The organism is Terrabacter sp. R4-6 (assembly GCF_057529065.1).
The window spans coordinates 3,766,474-3,784,959 of sequence record NZ_CP197224.1 but is presented as its reverse complement, the minus strand read 5'-3'; the positions used below and the strand labels follow the sequence as shown (position 1 = coordinate 3,784,959).

Annotated in this window: 18 protein-coding genes; 7 read left to right on the top strand and 11 right to left on the bottom strand. The window is 70.5% G+C overall.

The genetic code is table 11. The features are described 5' to 3' along the window. Positions 1–6: 6 nt before the first annotated feature. The 3 genes from ACSSS0_RS17595 to ACSSS0_RS17585 are packed head-to-tail and all read right to left on the bottom strand — an operon-like array spanning position 7 to position 4,014. Positions 7–1,314, bottom strand: coding sequence for a hypothetical protein (locus ACSSS0_RS17595; protein ID WP_487229005.1), 1,308 nt, complete (start codon positions 1,312–1,314; stop codon positions 7–9). After that, on the bottom strand, positions 1,268–2,839 hold the full coding sequence (locus tag ACSSS0_RS17590; RefSeq protein ID WP_487229004.1) for an acyl-CoA carboxylase subunit beta: 1,572 nt from the start codon (positions 2,837–2,839) through the stop codon (positions 1,268–1,270). The genes ACSSS0_RS17595 and ACSSS0_RS17590 overlap by 47 nt, the downstream gene beginning before the upstream one ends. Then, a complete protein-coding gene (locus ACSSS0_RS17585) occupies positions 2,836–4,014 on the bottom strand; it encodes an acyl-CoA dehydrogenase family protein (RefSeq protein ID WP_487229003.1) in 1,179 nt (392 codons plus the stop codon). The genes ACSSS0_RS17590 and ACSSS0_RS17585 overlap by 4 nt, the downstream gene beginning before the upstream one ends. 87 nt (positions 4,015–4,101) lie before the next feature. On the opposite strand from ACSSS0_RS17585, the gene ACSSS0_RS17580 reads away from it, so the two are divergent. The 4 genes from ACSSS0_RS17580 (at position 4,102) to ACSSS0_RS17565 (ending at position 7,134) form a co-directional block, all read left to right on the top strand. After that, positions 4,102–4,533 (top strand): MerR family transcriptional regulator, encoded by a 432-nt coding sequence (locus ACSSS0_RS17580; protein ID WP_435986647.1) that lies wholly within the window; start codon positions 4,102–4,104, stop codon positions 4,531–4,533. A 31-nt stretch (positions 4,534–4,564) separates the two neighbouring features. Then, a complete protein-coding gene (locus tag ACSSS0_RS17575; RefSeq protein WP_487229002.1) occupies positions 4,565–5,443 on the top strand; it encodes a sulfurtransferase in 879 nt (292 codons plus the stop codon). 25 nt (positions 5,444–5,468) lie between these two features. After that, the gene (locus tag ACSSS0_RS17570) at positions 5,469–5,924 is read left to right on the top strand and encodes a SufE family protein (protein ID WP_487229001.1); all 456 of its coding nucleotides are present in this window, start codon (positions 5,469–5,471) and stop codon (positions 5,922–5,924) included. Positions 5,925–6,453: 529 nt separating this feature from the next. Further along, entirely contained in the window at positions 6,454–7,134 is a 681-nt protein-coding gene (locus tag ACSSS0_RS17565; protein WP_487229000.1) for a helix-turn-helix domain-containing protein, read from the top strand. A 6-nt stretch (positions 7,135–7,140) separates the two neighbouring features. Here ACSSS0_RS17565 and ACSSS0_RS17560 read toward each other — a convergent pair whose 3' ends face one another. From ACSSS0_RS17560 to ACSSS0_RS17545, 4 genes are all read right to left on the bottom strand, one after another. After that, positions 7,141–8,586 carry an APC family permease gene (locus ACSSS0_RS17560; RefSeq protein ID WP_487228999.1) on the bottom strand — a complete coding sequence of 482 codons (1,446 nt, stop codon included), beginning with the start codon at positions 8,584–8,586 and terminating at the stop codon, positions 7,141–7,143. A 108-nt stretch (positions 8,587–8,694) separates the two neighbouring features. Then, complete coding sequence (gene kynA / locus ACSSS0_RS17555) at positions 8,695–9,570, bottom strand: tryptophan 2,3-dioxygenase (RefSeq protein ID WP_435986652.1); 876 nt, start codon at positions 9,568–9,570, stop codon at positions 8,695–8,697. Between the two features lie 22 nt (positions 9,571–9,592). Then, on the bottom strand, positions 9,593–10,105 hold the full coding sequence (locus ACSSS0_RS17550) for a DUF3806 domain-containing protein (RefSeq protein WP_487228998.1): 513 nt from the start codon (positions 10,103–10,105) through the stop codon (positions 9,593–9,595). Between the two features lie 32 nt (positions 10,106–10,137). After that, positions 10,138–10,962 (bottom strand): class I SAM-dependent methyltransferase, encoded by an 825-nt coding sequence (locus ACSSS0_RS17545; protein WP_487228997.1) that lies wholly within the window; start codon positions 10,960–10,962, stop codon positions 10,138–10,140. An 89-nt stretch (positions 10,963–11,051) separates the two neighbouring features. Here ACSSS0_RS17545 and ACSSS0_RS17540 point away from each other — a divergent pair, with 89 nt between their 5' ends. Next, complete coding sequence (locus ACSSS0_RS17540; protein ID WP_487228996.1) at positions 11,052–12,053, top strand: glycosyltransferase family 2 protein; 1,002 nt, start codon at positions 11,052–11,054, stop codon at positions 12,051–12,053. 138 nt (positions 12,054–12,191) lie between these two features. On the opposite strand, the gene ACSSS0_RS17535 is transcribed toward ACSSS0_RS17540, so the two are convergent. Both ACSSS0_RS17535 and ACSSS0_RS17530 read right to left on the bottom strand, forming a co-directional pair. Beyond that, positions 12,192–13,142, bottom strand: coding sequence for a polysaccharide pyruvyl transferase family protein (locus tag ACSSS0_RS17535; RefSeq protein WP_487228995.1), 951 nt, complete (start codon positions 13,140–13,142; stop codon positions 12,192–12,194). A 102-nt stretch (positions 13,143–13,244) separates the two neighbouring features. Beyond that, positions 13,245–14,087 (bottom strand): aldo/keto reductase, encoded by an 843-nt coding sequence (locus ACSSS0_RS17530; protein WP_435986654.1) that lies wholly within the window; start codon positions 14,085–14,087, stop codon positions 13,245–13,247. Positions 14,088–14,205: 118 nt separating this feature from the next. On the opposite strand from ACSSS0_RS17530, the gene ACSSS0_RS17525 reads away from it, so the two are divergent. Continuing rightward, positions 14,206–15,990 (top strand): acetyl/propionyl/methylcrotonyl-CoA carboxylase subunit alpha, encoded by a 1,785-nt coding sequence (locus tag ACSSS0_RS17525; protein WP_435986655.1) that lies wholly within the window; start codon positions 14,206–14,208, stop codon positions 15,988–15,990. 80 nt (positions 15,991–16,070) lie between these two features. On the opposite strand, the gene ACSSS0_RS17520 is transcribed toward ACSSS0_RS17525, so the two are convergent. Next, positions 16,071–16,601, bottom strand: a complete 531-nt coding sequence (locus tag ACSSS0_RS17520) for an antitoxin (RefSeq protein WP_487228994.1) — start codon at positions 16,599–16,601, stop codon at positions 16,071–16,073. 119 nt (positions 16,602–16,720) lie between these two features. On the opposite strand from ACSSS0_RS17520, the gene ACSSS0_RS17515 reads away from it, so the two are divergent. Further along, complete coding sequence (locus ACSSS0_RS17515; protein WP_435986657.1) at positions 16,721–16,942, top strand: hypothetical protein; 222 nt, start codon at positions 16,721–16,723, stop codon at positions 16,940–16,942. Between the two features lie 112 nt (positions 16,943–17,054). On the opposite strand, the gene ACSSS0_RS17510 is transcribed toward ACSSS0_RS17515, so the two are convergent. Continuing rightward, positions 17,055–18,458 (bottom strand): NAD(P)H-quinone dehydrogenase, encoded by a 1,404-nt coding sequence (locus tag ACSSS0_RS17510; protein ID WP_487228993.1) that lies wholly within the window; start codon positions 18,456–18,458, stop codon positions 17,055–17,057. Positions 18,459–18,486 lie beyond the last annotated feature (28 nt).

Genomic DNA, 18,486 nt, shown 5'->3' with positions numbered 1-18,486 from the left:
GGCCCGTCAGGGGTAGAGGTCGTCGGTGAGGTTCTCGATGACGAGGTAGTGCTCGGTCCACCACCACATCTGGGCGGCGCCGATGACGACGATGAGCCCGAGCAGCCAGTAGCGGTAGCGCCGCCACCACCGCAGCTTGAGGAACCACGCGATGATGAGCGTCATCGGGAAGGCCAGCAGGGCGTAGCGCACTCTGCTGGGCGTCGTGCTCGTCACGAGGACGATGTAGGCCGGGTAGGCGCCCGCCCAGCCCCAGATCTCCGGGCCCCAGCGCCACGAGTTCTTCGTCAGCATGAACCACGTGAACGCCGCGATGCCGAGCACGCCCGCGACCTGTCCGACGACGCCCCAGTAGTCGTAGAGCAGGTTCCACCACAGGTAGAGCTTGATCTTCGTCTCGATGTTCCAGGCGAGCATCGTGTCGTTGTACGCGTTCGGCGTGTCGGTCGCGATCGTCACGATCGTCGGCCAGAGGAAGGTCAGGGCGCCAGCGTATGCCGCGAGCGCTCCCAGCGCGACGCGCAGGCGCACCGGGTGCTCCCCCTCGTCACCCTGCCGCCAGCGGACGACCGCGTGGGCGATGATGACGGGCACCATGGCGATGACCACGTTGCGGCTGAGGGAGAGCACGAGCAGCGCCAGGGCGACCCACCAGTACTGCCGCCGGCGCAGCAGCCACAGGACGGTGACGACCCCCAGCAGGGCGGTCGACTCGGTGTAGGAGGCCGAGAAGGCCGGCGACGCGATGAAGAAGCAGGTCGCGACGACGGCGACGATCGCCTCCCAGCGGCCCACGGCCTGGTCGACGAGCTTGAAGAGGACGTGCATCGCCGCGAAGCCGATGACGATCGAGAGCGTCGGCGCCACGACGGCGAAGGGCAGGCCCGTCACCGTCATGATGAGGCCGGCCGTCATCGGGAACACCGGGAAGAAGGCCCACGGGTTCATGTCGATGCCGCCCCAGCCGACGCGGGGCAGCACGGCGGGATAGCCCTGTTCGGCGATGACGCGGTACCACTGGCCGTCCCAGCCCGTCATGACCGCGGCGTAGCCGGGGTCGGCGGGCGAGGGGTAGAAGATGCGGATGTTCGCCGTCCCGATGGGCAGCGGGATCTGGTAGCGCGAGAGGTAGGTCGCGGCGACCCAGACGAAGAGACGGGAGATGCCGAAGACGGCGAACGGGAACCACACCGGGAAGCGGCGCCAGAACGGCTGCTTCCGCTCGAGGTCGCGGTCCGGGTGCTCCAGCTGGTGACCGAGGCGCGGCTCAGACCGGCGGGACGGCGCGTCGGCGCTCGCTGAAGTGACGGTCACGCCGGGAAGCATAGGCCAGTCGGCGCACCAGGTCCGAGCGCAGCTCATCGGCCTCGATGATCGAGTCGAGCACGAGGTCGGCCGCGAGACGCTCGATGTCGACGTCCTCCTCGTACTCCCGGCGGCGGTCTGCGACGAATCGTGCCTGTTCGTCCGGGTCGGCGATCTCGGCGATCTTGTTGGCGTAGACGGCGTTGACGGCGGCCTCCGGTCCCATCACCGCGATGCGCGCGGTCGGCAGCGCGATGGTCGCGTCGGGTCCGAAACCGGGCCCGCCCATGGCGTAGAGCCCGGCGCCGTAGGCCTTGCGCACGACGACGCAGAACTGCGGCACGGTCGCGGACGAGACGGCGCTGACCATCTTGGCGCCGTGGCGGATGATGCCGCCGCGCTCGACCTCGGATCCGATCATGAAGCCGGGCACGTCGGCGAGGTAGACGAGCGGGATGTTGAAGGCGTCGCACAGCCAGATGAAGCGCGCGGCCTTGTCGGCGCTGTCGGTGAAGAGCACGCCGCCCTTGACCATCGAGTTGTTCGCGACGATGCCGACGGTCTGGCCCTCGAGGCGGCCGAAGCCGATGACGAGCTCGGCGGCCCACAGGGGCTTGAGCTCGAAGAAGGAGTCGTCGTCGACGAGACCGTCGATGACCTCGTGGACGTCGAAGGGGACCGACTCCCGCTCGGGCACGGTCTCGCGGGTCAGTGGCGTCGCGGGCTCCTCGGCGGCATACGTCGGCGGGTGGTCGCGCCAGCTGCCGGGGACGTAGGAGAAGTAGAGCTTGGCCAGCTCGATGGCCTCGGCGTCGTCGTGGGCGAGCAGGTCACCGACACCGGAGACGGTGCAGTGCATCCGGGCGCCGCCCATCTCCTCGAGCGAGACCTTCTCCCCCACGACCATCTCGGCCATGCGCGGGCTGCCGAGGTACATCGAGGCGTTGCCCTCGACCATGATGATGAGGTCGCAGAAGCTGGGGATGTAGGCCCCGCCGGCGGCGCTCGGGCCGAAGAGGCAGCAGATCTGCGGCACCTTGCCCGAGAGCGCGACCTGGTTGTGGAAGATCCGGCCCGCGCCGCGGCGACCGGGGAACATCTCGACCTGGTCGGTGATGCGGGCGCCTGCCGAGTCGACGAACCAGAAGACCGGAAGCTCCTCGCGCAGCGCCATCTCGGTGGCGCGGACGATCTTCTCGACGGTCCGGGCTCCCCAGGAGCCGGCCTTGACGGTGGGGTCGTTGGCGATGACGATCGCGGCCCTGCCGTCGACGGTGCCCCGGCCCGTGACGACGCCGTCGGCCGGCAGCCCCGGCTGCAGGGCGTTGGCGTAGCGGCCGTCCTCGACGAAGGAGCCCTCGTCGAAGAGCAGGGCGATGCGGTCGCGGACGTAGATCTTGCCCTGCGCGTCGAGCTTGGCCTGGGCCTTCTCGGGCGCGGCCGCCGACGCCGCGTGGGCGGTCGCGAGCCGGGCCCGGACGTCGGCCACGCGCGGGTCGCCCTGCGAGCTGGGGCTCGCTGCGGCCTCGTTCATGCGGGCAGCCCCAGACCACGGGCGATGAGCATGCGCTGGACCTCGGAGGTGCCCTCGCCGATCTCGAGGATCTTGGCGTCGCGGTAGAAGCGGGCCACGGGGTACTCCTCCATGAAGCCGTTGCCGCCGAAGACCTGCGTCGCGATCCGGGTGGCGGTGACGGCGGCCTCGGTCGAGTAGAGCTTGGCGATGGCGGCGGCCTGCTTGACCTCCTTGACCGATCGCTTGCCGGCGTGGAGCTCGTCCTTGAGCCAGGCAGCCTTGTAGGTCAGCAGGCGGGCACCCTCGACCATGACGGCGAGGTCGGCGAGCTGGAAGGACACGCCCTGGTTGACGCTGATGGGGCGGCCGAACGCGATGCGGGTCTTCGCGTAGTCGGTGGCGAGCTCGAGGCAGGCCTGGGCGCAGCCGACGGCGAGCGCCGAGATGGCGATGCGGCCGTCGTCGAGGGTCTTGAGGAACTGCTTGAAGCCCTCCCCCTCCTCGCCGAGGAGGTGGTCGGCGGGGACGCGGCAGCCCTCGAAGGTGAGGCCGTGGGTGTCGGAGACGTGCCAACCGAGCTTGTGGTAGGCCGGCTCGACGACGAAGCCGGGGGTGCCGGCGGGCACCATGATCGCCGAGATCCGGGGCGAGCCGTCCTCGTTGGTGCCGGTGCGTGCAGTCACGGTGACGACCGACGTGATGTCGGTGCCGGAGTTCGTGATGAAGGCCTTGGCGCCGTTCACGACCCACTCGTCCCCCTCACGGACCGCACGCGTGCGGGTCGCTCCGGCGTCGGAGCCGGCCTCGGGCTCGGTGAGGCCGAAGCCGGCGAGGGCGCGGCCCGCGACGAGGTCGGGCAGGAAACGCTGCTTCTGCTCCCCGGTGCCGTAGGTGAGGATCGGGTTGATGCCGAGGCCCACGCCCGCGGACAACGTGATGCCGATCGACTGGTCGACCCGCCCGAGCTCCTCGATGGCGACGCAGAGACTCGTGAAGTCGCCGGAGTCTCCCGCGCCGCCGTACTCCTCAGGCACGACGAGCCCGAACAGCCCGAGGTCACCCATCTTCGGCACGAGGTCGGCCGGGAAGTGGGCGGCGGCGTCCCACTTGGCGATGTGGGGCGCGACCTCCTTCTCGGCGAAGTCGCGGACGACCATCCGGAAGTCCTCGTGGTCCTGGCTGAGCTCGAACATCGCTGTTCTCCTGAAGGGTGGTGGCGGCCATCACGCGCTCGTGACGCGTGCTTGACGTTGACGTAAACGTAAAGCACTATCGACCTCATGACAAGCGACACCGCGACCGCGTCGACGGGGCGCCCGTCCTCGCGGACCGGCGAGACCTGGACCATCGCCCAGGTGGCCGAGGAGTTCGACGTCACCCACCGGACGGTGCGCCACTACGAGGACCTCGGGCTCATCTCCCCCGAGCGTCGCGGCACGCAGCGCGTCTACCACCGCCGCGACCGCACACGCCTCGGCCTCATCCTGCGCGGCAAGCGGCTCGGCTTCCCGCTCGAGGAGATCCGCACGATCATCGACCTCTTCGACGCCCCGCGTGGGCGGCGGACCCAGCTCGAGTACGTCCTCGGGCAGATCGACGAGCGCCGCACCGACCTCGAGCAGCGCCTGAGAGACGTGCAGGACGCCATCGCCGAGCTCGGCGAGTTCGAGCGGCGCTGTCGCGACGACCTCGGGCGCCTCGACCACGTGTGAGAGGCTCGGCCCCGCGTGACACGATGGGGTCATGAGCGCTGAAGACACGAAGATCTCCGCCTACGCCCACCCCGAGCGCCTCGTCACGACGGAGTGGCTCGCGGAGCAGGTCGCAGCCGGTGGCATCGGTGGCCCGGACGGCATCGTGCTGCTCGAGTCCGACGAGGACGTCCTCCTCTACGACACGGGCCACATCCCGGGCGCGCTCAAGATCGACTGGCACGTCGACCTCAACGACCCGGTGACGCGCGACTACGTCGACGGCGCCCGGTTCGCCGAGGTGATGGGCCGGCGCGGCATCAGCCGCGACACGACCGTCGTCATCTACGGCGACAAGAGCAACTGGTGGGCGGCATACGCCCTGTGGGTCTTCAGCCTCTTCGGACACGAGGACGTCCGCCTGCTCGACGGCGGCCGCGCCAAGTGGGTCGCAGAGGGCCGCGAGCTCACCCGCGACGTCACGTCGCCGGCGACGGCGGACTACCCCGTGGCCGAGCGTGACGACGCGCCGATCCGCGCCTTCAAGGACGACGTGCTCGCCCACATCGGCAAGCCGCTCGTCGACGTCCGCTCCCCCGGCGAGTACTCCGGCGAGCTGCTCCACATGCCCGACTACCCCCAGGAGGGGGCCATGCGCGGCGGTCACATCCCCGGCGCGAAGTCGGTGCCGTGGGCGCGCGCCGCCGCCGAGGACGGCTCGTTCAAGTCGCGGGAGGACCTCGAGGCGATCTACCTCGAGGAGCAGGGCCTCGCGCCCTCGGACGACGTCGTCGCCTATTGCCGGATCGGCGAGCGCTCCTCGCACACGTGGTTCGTCCTGACGCACCTGCTCGGCTTCGAGGCGGTGCGCAACTACGACGGCTCGTGGACCGAGTGGGGCAACGCCGTGCGCGTGCCGATCGAGAAGTGACCCGGACGCGAGTCAGGAGCCTCTCGTGAGCGACACCCCACTGCCGGCCTCCCTCGCCGAGATCGTCGAGGACTTCCGCTCGGCGAGCAACGACCTCAAGCTGCAGCTGCTGCTCGAGTTCAGTGACGAGCTGCCGGGACTGCCCGAGCGGTATGCCGGCCACCTCGACCAGCTCGAGCGGGTCGACGAGTGCCAGTCGCCGCTGTTCCTCACGGTCGAGGTCGCGGACGGCACCTCGCTCGACGACCGCGTCGTCAGCCTCTTCTTCGACGCTCCCGCCGAGGCTCCGACGACCCGCGGTTTCGCCGGCATCCTCCACGAGGGGCTCGACGGCCTCTCGGCCGCCGAGGTGCTGGCCGTCCCCGACGACGCCCCCATGCGCTTCGGCCTCGCCGAGGCGGTGTCACCCCTGCGCATGCGCGGCATGGTAGCCATGCTCGGCCGCATCAAGCGCCAGGTCCGCGCCAAGACCTCTGGCTGAGCACCTGAGCTCGGCGCCTGCTACGTCACTGCCCCACTCACCGGAGCACTGACGTAGCGGCCGCGCACCCCCGACCCCGCGAGCCCCACCCACGGGCTACGTCACTGCCCCGCCCACGGGAGCACTGACGTAGCGGCCGGGCACCCCCGACCCCGCGAGCCCCACCCGCGGGCTACGTCACTGCCCCACTCACCGGAGCACTGACGTAGCGGCCGCGCACCCCCGACCCCGCGAGCCCCACCCACGGGCTACGTCACTGCCCCACCCACCGGAGCACTGACGTAGCGGCCGGGCACCCCCGACCCCGCGAGCCCCATCCACGGGCTACGTCACTGCCCCGCCCACGGGAGCACTGACTAGCTGGTGACGCCGCTCCTCGACGGTTCCACGCCCACAGGGTCGGTCACTGCTCCGTGGTGCGGGGCACTGACGTAGGGGTCGTCCACATCCCCTGCCCTGACGGCTGCGTCTGTGGATGTGCGGCCGGGGAGACCCGTGACCTGTCGGTGCGCGTCCTCAGGATCACCTCATGAGCGCCGATCCCGCGAATGAGCAGAGACGAGATGAGGTCGCGCGCTACGTCGTGCGCGCCCGACGGATGGCTGACCTCAGCCAGCGCGATCTGGCCGCGCTCCTCGGTGTCTCCTCGAGCACGGTCGGCAGGTACGAGACGAACGTCGCGGCGCCGCCTCTTCGGCTCTTCGAGGAGATCCTGGCCGTGGCCGGGTTGCGTCTCGTCGTCGTCGACGGCGACGGGAACGAGGTGCGGCCCGTGCCGGTCGACACCGTGCGGGACAACCAGGGCCGACGGTTCCCGGCCCACCTCGACGTCGCCCCACCCGACGAGGTGCCGTTCGAACGCTGGGCCTTCCCGCGGTACGACCGGCCCGAGGCTCGGGGCTGGTTCCGCCACCGCGCCGCCCGGGACGACCTGGCCGAAGCCGCACCGCACCGCGAACGCCCGACCGACCACCCGACCGAGCCCACGCTCGCCCTCCGGCGCCGTCTCATGCGAGGACGGCAGCCACGCGTCGAGGCACCACCCGTCGCCGACGTCGAGTGCGCGTGCCCCGACGTCTGCTTCGAGGAGCTGTGCATCGCCGAGTGCCCGTGCCAGTGCGAGCCGCGCCGATACCGGGACCGCAGACACCTCGCGCTCCCCGTCGAGACCGACGAGGAGCGCGAGGGCACCGATGGCCGGGCGAGCTGAGCAGGCCTAGTTGACGGGCCCACCGCCGCTGAGGTCGTCCGTGTCCCGGAAGTACGTCTTCTTCGCGCGCAGGCCACGGTTGGCCATCCACGTCAACGCCCAGAGCACGACGCCGAGGGCGAGCAGGCCGCCGCCGATCGTGTAGTGCTCTCCGGGTCGGCCGGAGAAGGGCAGCACGAGGAAGAAGCAGCAGATCGCCCCGATGACCGGCAGCACCGACGGGGTGACGAAGTGGTCGCTCTGCTGCGGGTCGCGACGCAGGACGAGGACGACGATGTTGACGATCGTGAAGACCCCGAGGAGCAGCAGCGACGTCGTGCCACCGAGGGCCGAGACCGCGTCCTCGCTCGCTCCCGACACGTAGATGATGAGCCCGAAGGCCAGGAGCGTCGTGAAGACGATGGCCGCCCACGGCGTCTGGCGGCGCGGGTGCACCTTGCCCAGGAAGTGCGGCAGCACCTCCTGGCGGCTCATCCCGTAGAGCAACCGCGACGCCATGAGCATGTTGATCAGGGCCGAGTTCGCGACGGCGAACATCGAGATGAAAGGGAGCAGGTCCTTGATCGGCACACCCGGCGCCGCCCGTTCGACCACCGTCACGAGGGGCGTGTCGCTGGCCGCGAGGTCGCCCACGGGCACGATCGCGACAGCGCACAACGACACCAGGACGTAGATGACCCCGGTGATGCCGATGCCCGTGATCATCATCTTCGGGAAGATGCGCACCGGGTCCTTCGTCTCCTCGGCCATGTTGACCGAGTCCTCGAAGCCGACCATCGCGAAGAACGCCAGCGAGGTCGCCGCCGTGACGGCGAAGAAGGTGGACTTGTCGCTCGGCGACTCGAAGATCATCGTTCGCGAGAAGTCACCCTTGCCCGCGAAGATCGCGAAGAAGCCGACGAAGATGACGAGCAGCAGCCCCGACAGCTCGACGAGCGTCAGGACGATGTTGGCCTTGACGCTCTCCCCCACACCGCGCAGGTTGACGAGGGCCACGACGGCCATGAACCCCAGCGCGACGAGCATGATCAACGTCGCGTTCTCGTCGTCGAGGCCGAAGCCCTTCGCGAGGTTCGACGCGAACGCGCGCGACGCAGTCGACGCCGACGTGATGCCCGAGCACATGACGGTGAACGCGACGATGAACGTCAGGAAGTGGATGCCGAACGCCTTGTGCGTGTAGAGCGCCGCCCCCGCCGCCTGCGGGTACTTCGTCACGAGCTCGAGGTACGAGAAGGCCGTGACCATCGCGATGGCGAACGCGACGATGAACGGCGCCCACGCCGCTCCCCCCACCTCGGCAGCGACGTCTCCCGTCAGGGCGTAGACGCCCGTCCCGAGGATGTCGCCGACGATGAAGAGCAGGAGCAGACCCGGCCCCATGACCCGTTTGAGCTCGCCGCCCTCGTGCGTCTCCTGATCCGTTGCAACCTGAGCCACGTCGCCTCCCATGCGTCTGGTGTGGTCGCGCCACGAATGTCGCTGTGACACCACCGTGGCGCATGACACCTACCCCGGCAACGTCAGACACGAGGGCGGCACACCGGAAGGACCCTCCGGTCAGCCCCCGATGCGGGTGCGCACCTCATAGAGCTCCGGGAAGAAGGTCAGGTCGAGCGCACGACGCAGGAAGTCCACTCCGGTCGAGCCCCCGGTCCCGGTCTTCTGCCCGATCGTGCGCTGCACCACCTGGAGGTGCCGGAACCGCCACTGCTGGAAGTTGTCCTCCAGGTCGACGAGCTCCTCGCACGTCTCGTAGACGCCCCAGTGCTCGTCGGGCTGGGCGTAGACGGCCGCGAAGACGTCGACGAGGCCCTCGTCGTGGCGGTAGGGCTGCGTCCAGTCACGGTCGAGCAGGCCGGCCGGGACGGCATACCCCCGTCGTGCGAGGTAGGCGAGGAACTCGTCGTAGAGGCTCGGCTCGTGCAGCAGCGCGTCGAGCGCCGAACGGGCGCCCTCGTCGTGGGAGAACACCGCCACCATGTCGGGGTTCTTGTTGCCGAGGAGGAACTCGACCTCGCGGTACTGCGCCGACTGGAAGCCCGAGCTCGCGGCGAGGAAGGGTCGGATCTCGGCGTACTCGCTCGGCGTCAGGGTCGCGAGCACCGACCACTGGTCGGTCAGCGTGTGCTGGATGTGCTTGACGCGCGCGAGCCGCTTGAGCGCCGGCGCCAGCTCGTCCGCCTTGAGCAGGCTTCGGGCAGAACGCAGCTCGTGGATCAGGAGCTTGAGCCACAGTTCCGAGGTCTGGTGCTGGATGATGAAGAGCAGCTCGTCGTGCTGCGGCGGCTCGCTCAGCGGCTGCTGCGCGCTGAGGAGGGTGTCCAGCCGCAGGTAGTCGCCGTAGGACATCTTGCGCGTGAAGTCGCGCTGGATCCCCTCCTCCAGGTCGCGCTTGCTGCGTCGGTCGGGCCCGTCCGGGGCGGCACTGTCCATGCCGGCGATCCTAGGGGCCTGCTCAGCGGGAGCGAGGGCGGATGCCGACGAGGTGGGAGACGACGCCGGGGATCCAGCCGGTCTCGCCGCGCATCCACCGTGCTCCGACGAGGTTGTGCGGCACGACCACCGTGTCGGCGCGTGCCGCCACGAGGCCGAGATCGGTGCCGAAGACGTCGGTGACGATCGCCCAGTCACGCGCGCTGTGGCGCGCGAGGTGCTCGCCGATGGCGACCGCATACGTCTCGACGACGACGTCGGGCCCCTCCCCGGAGCCGCCCTCGTCGGCCCAGCGACGGTAGGCCGAGTCGTAGTGGGCGCCGATCGACGTGAGGTCGTCGACGTCCACCCCGTCGGCGGCGGCGTGCTCGAGCGCCGAGGCGATGCGCGCCCGCTCCTCGTCGCCGAGCGGCACCGCCACGGGTCGTCCGGTGAAGTCTGGGCCGAGTGCATCGTCCGAGTCCTCGCCGACCGCGGGCTCGACGTCCGAAGGCTCGTCGGTGTCGTCCTTGCCCTTGCGCGAGAACAGTCCCATGGCCCCAACGTACTGCCGCCCCCGGAGTCCTCCTAGGGCCGCACCCTGCGGATGGCGATACGTGGCGCGGGGCTGCCAACCGGCTCGAGTTCGGGAAACGCATCGTCCCATGCCGCGACGGTACGACGCTCGTCGTCTCGGTCGACATCGTCGAGGACGACGATGGCGCCGGGAGCGAGCCGGTCGCGAAGGAGTGGCAGTGCAGCATGTCTGGCCTCCGGGCCCGTCGCCCCGGGCGGCCCGTCAACGACGAGCATTCCGATGGGTTCGACCCCGCTCAGCGCGGACAGGTCGTACCACCGCACCGAGCGACCCCCCACCTCGATGTCGACCAGAGCGGCCACGACCACCGTGCACGTGTCCCCCAAGCCGTGCGCGTCGACGGCCTCACGGGTCGCCCGACCGAACGCCTCTTCATGGTCCAGCGAGACAACGCGGCCGCCGAACGACCGGACCGCGTGACCGAGGATGACGGTGGATGCGCCACTGCCGAGCTCGACGACGACTGCCGGACGATTCCTCCGCGCGAGGTGAAACATCGTGACGAGGGCGCTCGGCTGCATGGCCCAATCGCCCATGGCGGGTAGCGGAGCGGTCGCGTCTATGAGCGAGACGAGCTGGGTCGCCGCGGTCGACTCGCGGACGGCCTCACCGACGTGGAACCGGGTTGCCTGATGTTCGAGGCGCAGCTTCCGGCGCACCTCGACGAGCAAGACCGCAATCAGTCCCAGCAGCACGAAGCCGACGACGTAGGGCAGGATGGATTCGCGGAGCACGATCGACGTGGCTCCGATGACGCACAACAGCGCCAACGAGATCAGGGCGACCTGTTCCAGACGGTCGTAGCGTCGACGCACGCGTGGAGGCTAACAGGTGCGGATGGCTGCGCGCCTGCGCGTTGCTCGCTAGCCTTGGTCCCGCCCGGCAACGTCTCTGGAAGGTCGCGATGCGGGAATTCGAATACACCGTCGTCATCCCGACACACAACCGGCGCGACCTCGTGCTCCAGGCGGTCGAGAGCGCATGGGCGCAGACATGGCCACCCCTCGAGGTTATCGTGGTCGTGGACGGCGACGTCGACGGCACGGCGGAGGCCCTGGGGTCGGCCTACTCGCATACGCGCGTGCACACCCTCGACGGCAACACGGGTGCGGCGGGCGCCCGCAATGCCGGCATCGCGCTCGCCACTGCGCCGTGGATCGCTTTCCTCGACGACGACGACTTGTGGCACCGGGACAAGCAGGACGTGCTTCGACGGTATGTCGAGGCGCATCCGGACTGCCTGGCAGTGCGCCCGGAGTTTTGGTTGTTCCACACGCCCGACGAAGACCCGGGCGGCGCATTTGGCCTGCTCCCAGAGCTCGTTGGCGCCAGTCGTGAGCAGCTCGAGCGAGCAGCCGTGGGCGCGACGCCCCTCAACGACCTGTCGTACCTCGACACAGAGGGACGCAGCCTCGAGCTCATGCTCGAACGCAACCGTGGGGTGATCTCGGGCTCCGTCGTTCGACGGGAGGTCATCGACGCGTTACCGCCTGTGCCTGACGGGCTCCGACGCGGGCAGGACTGGCTTCTGTTCATCAACATCGCTGCAGTGACCGAGTGGCACCTCGTTCCGGAGCGGCTCGTGTTCATCCGGCTACACGCTGCGCAGATCACGCGCACCAAGCGAAGCGCGGGCCCGGAATACATCACCGCCGTGCTCAACGAGGTTTGGGACCGTTACGGCAGTCGGCCCGCCATCGACCTCGACGACTACCGTCGTGAGTACCGCGGCATGGTCCAGGGATGGGTGTGGTCACGAATTCGAGCCGCCGACGTGCCCGGTGCGCTGTCCGCGTACCGGGGCGCGCGGCGGTTCCTGCCCCACGTGAGCGACCGCGTGCATGTGTGGACCCCACCCCCCCTGACCTGGCGACTCGAACGCCTGCGTTTCAAGCTCGTGCACTGATCCCCCCGTCGGAAGGGGATGTCGGTCACATCGGCTCTGGTCCATTCGGCCTCGGCTCCATCAGGCGCCCTGACGTTCAAGGCGGGGTAGTCGTGGCCGACTTCTTTGCCACTTCTAGATCGCAGGATCGCAGCCGGTCTAGGTCTCCACGTCCCTGTTGACTCCGCGGCTAAGGACGACGCGGGCCAGTGGTCGGCGGGGGATCAGGGCCGCAGCGCGCATCAGGTCGTCCTGGCTCGCCCGTACGCGATCTGCGTCTGCGGTTCGGACCGACCGGAGCACCTCAGCCAGTGTTGTCGACGGGTCGAGCGCGATCTCGCGAGTACGGCCCGGAGTGACGACCTTCTCGTAGTCCTCGAACTTGAAGCGGCCCCCCATGAGCTCTTCCGGCATGGCCCAGGCCGCTGGAATGCCGAAGGAATCCGCGACGATGAGTCCATGCAGCGACGTCGTCAGAATCGTTTCGCACGAGGCGATGTGACGCAGCACGCGATGGACGGGTTGGTACGTCAGCACCTGACTCACCTCGCCCGGTGCTGCTGATGTGAGTGCCGCGAACTCTGGACGGCCTCGGTGGCTGCCGTGCGGGACGACCCCTACTGCGTGCTTCACGGAGGGGCGACGCATCAAACGCGCGACGAGCAGGCCCGGATCCCCAAGCGCCACCGATCCCTGTTGCTCCACATCGAGCAGATCGCGCGTCAGCGGTCCCCGGACGGCCGCCACGGTCGCATCAGGGAGCCGCAGGGGCAGGCCATACATGCTCCCTGAGCCCCAGATGACTCCCCCGAACTGCTCAGGGAGCATCTCGAGGATGCTGCCGACGCCCGCGACCTGAGCATCGGAGGGTGCTGCAAGGACCGGCACGACGCCGAGGTGGGGCAGGAGCCACGGCGTGAGGGCGTCGCCGAAGTTGGGGTGGCCGTCCCACCAGAAGGTGCCGACCCCGCTGGGCAATGGCCAAACCTCCGGGCGAGTCAGCGCTAGAGCTGTGCGCAGCGCCTGGCGGGCACGCCGCCGCGGCGGCGCCTCGTACGCAGGCAGCCGTGCGCGGAATGCCGCCAGCCTTCGTACCTCCGCGGGTGACACGTGTCCTCCTTTCCGGGCCAGGCGCCGTATGTCGGCTTCGGTCCCGACGCTGCCAGTCGGCGCGGCGCGCCGAGCGTACCCGACCGGGTGCTTGACGGAGCCTCAGCCGAAGGTGTCCGGGTCGGGTCCGGTGCGCGTCCCCCGGTCGAGCCCGGCGAGGGCCTCGAGGTCGTCCTCGCCGAGGCTGAACCCGAAGATGTCGACGTTCTCGACGATGCGGGCCGGGGTGACCGAACGCGTCAGCACGACGTTGCCGAGCTCGACGTGCCAGCGCAGCACGAGCCGGGCCGGCGTCACCGCGTGCTTCGCGGCGAGGTCGACGACGACCGGGTCGTCGAGCAGACCGGCACGCACGGCGAGCGGGCTCCAGGCCTCGGTGACGATGCCGTGCTCGGCGTGGAAGGCGCGCAGCTCCCGCTGCTGGAGGTACGGGCTCAGCTCGACCTGGTTGACCGACGGCAGGACCCCGGTCTCGTCGAGCAGCCGCTGCAGGTGGGGCACCTGGAAGTTGCAGACACCGACCGAGCGGACCCGGCCCTCGCGCTGGAGCTCGAGCATCGCCCGCCAGGCGTCGACGTAGGCGTCCTGCTGCGGGGCCGGCCAGTGGATGAGGTAGAGGTCGAGGACCTCGATGCCGAGGCGCTGCATCGACGCGTCGAAGGCGGCGGGCACCTGCGCGTGGTCGTCGTTCCAGACCTTCGTCGTGACGAAGACGTCGTCGCGGTCGACGTCGTCCCGGGCGAGGACCCGACCGACGCCCTCCTCGTTCCCGTAGATGCGGGCGGTGTCGATGTGGCGGTAGCCGGCGTCGAGGGCCTGCCCGAAGGCGGCGTCGACGGCGGCGTCCGGCACCTCCCAGACACCGAAGCCGATCTGCGGGATCGTGAGGCCGGGGGTGGAGGCGTGGCCGAGCTCGAGGGTGGGGACTGACCCGTGTGTCGTCATGGCGTCCACGCTAGGCCGGACCCGACCGCGGTGGTGTGCGCGACCTCACTCCGAGACGACCGGGAATACGGCCGAGGAGGCCGAATTGACGTGACGTCAGCCCGATAGAGTCCGAGCCATGGCACCCATCAGCAAGGTACTGATCGCAAACCGTGGTGAGATCGCCGTCCGCATCGCGCGGGCGTGCGCGGACAGCGGGATCGCCTCGGTCGCGGTCTACGCCGACCCGGACCGGGATGCCCTGCACGTCAAGGTCGCCGACGAGGCGTACGCCCTCGGGGGCTCGACCCCCGGCGAGAGCTACCTCGTCCAGGAGAAGCTGCTCGACGTCGCCCGCCAGGCCGGCGCCGACGCCGTCCACCCCGGCTACGGCTTCCTCGCCGAGAACGCGTCGTTCGCCCAGGCCGTCATCGACGCCGGACTGGTCTGGATCGGCCCCGGGCCGCAGGCCATCGACTCGCTCGGCGACAAGGTCAAGGCGCGCCACATCGCGACGAAGGCCGGCGCCCCGCTCGTGCCCGGGACGAAGGACCCCGTGTCCGGGGCCGACGAGGTCGTCGAGTTCGCCAAGGAGCACGGGCTCCCCGTCGCGATCAAGGCGGCCTACGGCGGCGGCGGACGCGGCCTCAAGGTCGCCCGTGCGATGGAGGAGATCCCCGACCTCTACGACTCTGCGGTGCGCGAGGCCGTGACGGCCTTCGGCCGCGGCGAGTGCTTCGTCGAGCGCTTCCTCGACCACCCGCGCCACGTCGAGACGCAGTGCCTCGCCGACCAGCACGGCAACGTCGTCGTCGTGTCGACGCGCGACTGCTCGCTCCAGCGCCGCAACCAGAAGCTCGTCGAGGAGGCTCCCGCGCCCTTCCTCACCGAGGAGCAGCACACCGAGCTGCTCCGCGCGAGCAAGGCGATCCTCAAGGAGGCCGGCTACGTCGGCGCCGGCACGTGCGAGTTCCTCGTCGGTCCGGCGGGCGACATCAGCTTCCTCGAGGTCAACACCCGCCTGCAGGTCGAGCACCCCGTGACCGAGGAGGTCACCGGCATCGACCTCGTGCGCGAGCAGTTCCGCATCGCGAACGGCGAGTCCCTCGACTACGGCGACCCCGAGCCGCACGCCCACTCGATCGAGTTCCGGATCAACGGCGAGGACGCCGGTCGTGGCTTCCTCCCGGCACCGGGCACCGTGAGCCGCATGGTCGTGCCGCAGGGACCCGGCGTGCGCTGGGACGCCGGCATCGTCGAGGGCGACACCGTCGCCGGCGCGTTCGACTCGATGATCGCCAAGCTCGTCGTCACCGGCCGCACCCGGGAGCAGGCCATCGAGCGCTCCCGCCGGGCGCTGGCCGAGCTGACCATCGAGGGCATGCCGACCGTCGTCCCCTTCCACCGGGCCGTCGTCGCCGACCCCGCCTTCGCGCCCACCGACGGCGCGCCCTTCTCGATCCACACGCGCTGGATCGAGACGGAGTTCGACAACACCATCGAGGCGTATGCCGGTGGGTCGGCCGAGTCGGCCGAGGCCGAGGAGCGTCAGACCGTCGTCGTCGAGGTGGGGGGCAAGCGCCTCGAGGTCTCGCTCCCGGGCGGCCTGTCGCTCGGTGGTGGCGGGACCGCGTCCGCGGCGAAGAAGAAGGCGCCGAAGCGGTCCGGTGGGGGCAAGTCCGGTGGCGCGGCCTCCGGCGACTCCCTCACGGCGCCGATGCAGGGCACCATCGTCAAGATCGCCGTCGAGGAGGGCGCGACCGTCGCGGCGGGCGATCTGGTCATCGTCCTCGAGGCGATGAAGATGGAGCAGCCGATCACCGCGCACAAGGCCGGTGTCGTCTCCGGCCTGACCGCGAAGGTCGGTGAGACCGTCACGTCGGGCGCCGTGCTCGCCGAGATCGCGGACGCCGCCGAGGGCTGAGCGCCGCAGGACACACGACGAGGGCCGACCTGCCGCGAGGCAGGTCGGCCCTCGTGCGTCGCCGGGTGGGCGGTGTCGCGTCAGCCCTGCTTGGCCGGCGGGTCGCCGAGGGTGATGTCGCCCTCGCCGGTGCCGGGCAGGTTGGGGTCGGGGACGCCGGGCAGGTCCTGCTCACCGGCGGGCTCGCCCGCGGGCGGGATCTCCGAGGGGCCGGGTCCACCGGGCAGGTGGGGGTCGACGGGGGCCGGGTCGGTCGGGTCGACCGGGGGCCTCGGCTCCGAGGGCCCCGGACCGGGGGTCGGGGTGGGAGCGGGTTCCGGTGTCGGCGCCGGCTCCGGGGTCGGCGCGGGCTCGGGCGTCGGCGTCGGCGCAGGGCTCGGGGCCGGCACCGGCGGAGCCGGCGGCTCGGGGGTGCCGGGCGGCTGCGTGCCCTCGGCGTCGGGCGGCAGGCCGAGGCCCTCCTTGAGCTTGTCGGTGCCCTGGTCGACCTTGTCTGCGTACTTCCCGCCGGTGCGCTCGTTGATGAGCTCCTCGGCCTTGTCGAGACCCTGCTGGGCCTGCTCGGGGTGCCCCTTGACGAAGTCCTTGGCCTTCTGGATCCAGTCGCTCACTGCGTGTGCCTCCACGGTCCGACCTGCTCAGGGACCTCCGCCCGCAGCACGGGCGGCCTCCCTGACGTGGCGACGACGCCGCCACGGGCCCGACGCTACGCCTCTGGCACACTGCTCATGTGTTTGCGACCCTCCCCACTGCCACGGCCGACCAGCCCGTCTTCTCCGTGGCGAACCTCGTCATCCTCATCGTCGTGGCCGCGGTCGTGTACCCGCTCCAGAAGAAGCTGCGCCAGGTGGTCTCCCGTCGCCGCCGCGAGCGGTGGGCCGAGGAGGACCGTCTCGCCGAGCTCGAGCGCGAGCAGGCGGACCGCCCCGCGCCGGGCGACGAGCGGCACTGACCCGCCACCGACGACGTATGCCGTCCGGCCGGGTCCCGGGGCGGCGCGCAGTGCCGCGGGCCTCCGGGGTCGCCGACGCGCCAGTCGGGGCGCCGGTCGGGCGTCGGTCGGGTCAGTCGGACTGGTGCAGCTGGCGCGCCGCCTCGGCGATCGAGCCGGAGAGCGACGGGTAGACCGTGATGGTGCTCGACACCTGGTCGACGCTGAGCCGGTTCTGCACGGCGAGCGCCACGGGGTAGATGAGCTCGGAGGCCTTCGGCGCGACGACGACGCCGCCGAGCACCGTGCCGTAGACCTTGCGGCAGAAGAGCTTGACGAAGCCGTCGCTGATGCCCTGCATCTTGGCGCGCGGGTTGCGGGCGAGGGGCAGGGTGACCGACTCGACGTCGGGTGACTCGTCGGCCGCGTTCTGGCTGATCCCGACGGTCGCGATCTCGGGCTCGGTGAAGATGTTGGCGGCGACGCCACGGACGTTGAGCGGCGACACGGCGTCGCCGAGCGCGTGCCACATGGCGATGCGTCCCTGCATGGCCGCGACGGAGGCGAGCGGCAGCACCCCGGTGCAGTCGCCGGCCGCGTAGACGCCGCCGACGCTGGTGCGAGAGACGCGGTCGACCTGGACGTGCCCGGAGGGGCTGAGCTCGACGCCCGCCTCCTCGAGGCCGAGGCCCGCGGTGTTGGGCACGGAGCCGACGGCGAGCAGGGCGTGCGAGCCCTCTACCGTGCGTCCGTCGACGAGCGTCACGACGACGCCGTCGGCGGTGCGCTCCACCGAGGCCGCCCGGGACTTGCCCATGACCTCCATGCCGCGCTTGCGGAAGACGTCCTCGATGACGGTGGCGGCGTCGGCGTCCTCGCCGGGGAGCACCCGGTCGCGGGAGGAGACGAGCACGACCTGGGAGCCGAGGCCGAGGTAGGCCTGGGCGAGCTCGGCGCCGGTGACGCCGGAGCCGATGACGATGATGCGCTCCGGGAGCTCGTGGAGGGAGTAGATCTGCTGCCACGTGAGGATGCGCTCGCCGTCGGGTCGCATCGTGTCCATGATGCGGGGCGCCGCGCCGGTCGCGACGAGGACGACGTGGGCGGTCAGCTCCTGCGTCGTGCCGTCGGCGAGCTCGGCCGCGACACGTCCGCGGCCGGCGAGCCGGGCGGTGCCACGCAGCACGGTGACGCCGACCTGCTCGAGGCTGCCCTGGATGTCGGCGCTCTGGGCGGCGGCGAGCTCGAGGATCCGGTCGTTGACGGTGTCCGCCTGGGCGACGGCGTCGGACACCTCGTCGCCGTCGTCGTCCTGCAGCCGCACCCCGAGGCGCGAGGCCGTCTCGAAGTCGGACATGTAGTCGGCGGTCGCGATGAGGGCCTTGCTGGGCACGCAGTCGGTGAGGACCGCCGCGCCGCCGAGGCCGTCCTTCTCGACGATCGTGACCTGCGCCCCGAGCTGGGCCGCGACGAGGGCCGCCTCGTAGCCCCCGGGGCCGCCGCCGATGATGACAACGGATGTCTCGCGCGTGATCACGGGACCATCCAACCATCCTCCGCGCCGG

Coding starts and splice junctions, on each gene's coding strand:
- ACSSS0_RS17560 (WP_487228999.1), bottom strand. CDS start 8,586: ATGGGAGGCGACGTGGCTCAGGTTGCAACGGATCAGGAGACGCACGAG.
- ACSSS0_RS17575 (WP_487229002.1), top strand. CDS start 4,565: ATGAGCGCTGAAGACACGAAGATCTCCGCCTACGCCCACCCCGAGCGC.
- ACSSS0_RS17585 (WP_487229003.1), bottom strand. CDS start 4,014: ATGTTCGAGCTCAGCCAGGACCACGAGGACTTCCGGATGGTCGTCCGC.
- ACSSS0_RS17540 (WP_487228996.1), top strand. CDS start 11,052: ATGCGGGAATTCGAATACACCGTCGTCATCCCGACACACAACCGGCGC.
- kynA (WP_435986652.1), bottom strand. CDS start 9,570: ATGGACAGTGCCGCCCCGGACGGGCCCGACCGACGCAGCAAGCGCGAC.
- ACSSS0_RS17565 (WP_487229000.1), top strand. CDS start 6,454: ATGAGCGCCGATCCCGCGAATGAGCAGAGACGAGATGAGGTCGCGCGC.
- ACSSS0_RS17530 (WP_435986654.1), bottom strand. CDS start 14,087: ATGACGACACACGGGTCAGTCCCCACCCTCGAGCTCGGCCACGCCTCC.
- ACSSS0_RS17525 (WP_435986655.1), top strand. CDS start 14,206: ATGGCACCCATCAGCAAGGTACTGATCGCAAACCGTGGTGAGATCGCC.
- ACSSS0_RS17590 (WP_487229004.1), bottom strand. CDS start 2,839: ATGAACGAGGCCGCAGCGAGCCCCAGCTCGCAGGGCGACCCGCGCGTG.
- ACSSS0_RS17580 (WP_435986647.1), top strand. CDS start 4,102: ATGACAAGCGACACCGCGACCGCGTCGACGGGGCGCCCGTCCTCGCGG.
- ACSSS0_RS17550 (WP_487228998.1), bottom strand. CDS start 10,105: ATGGGACTGTTCTCGCGCAAGGGCAAGGACGACACCGACGAGCCTTCG.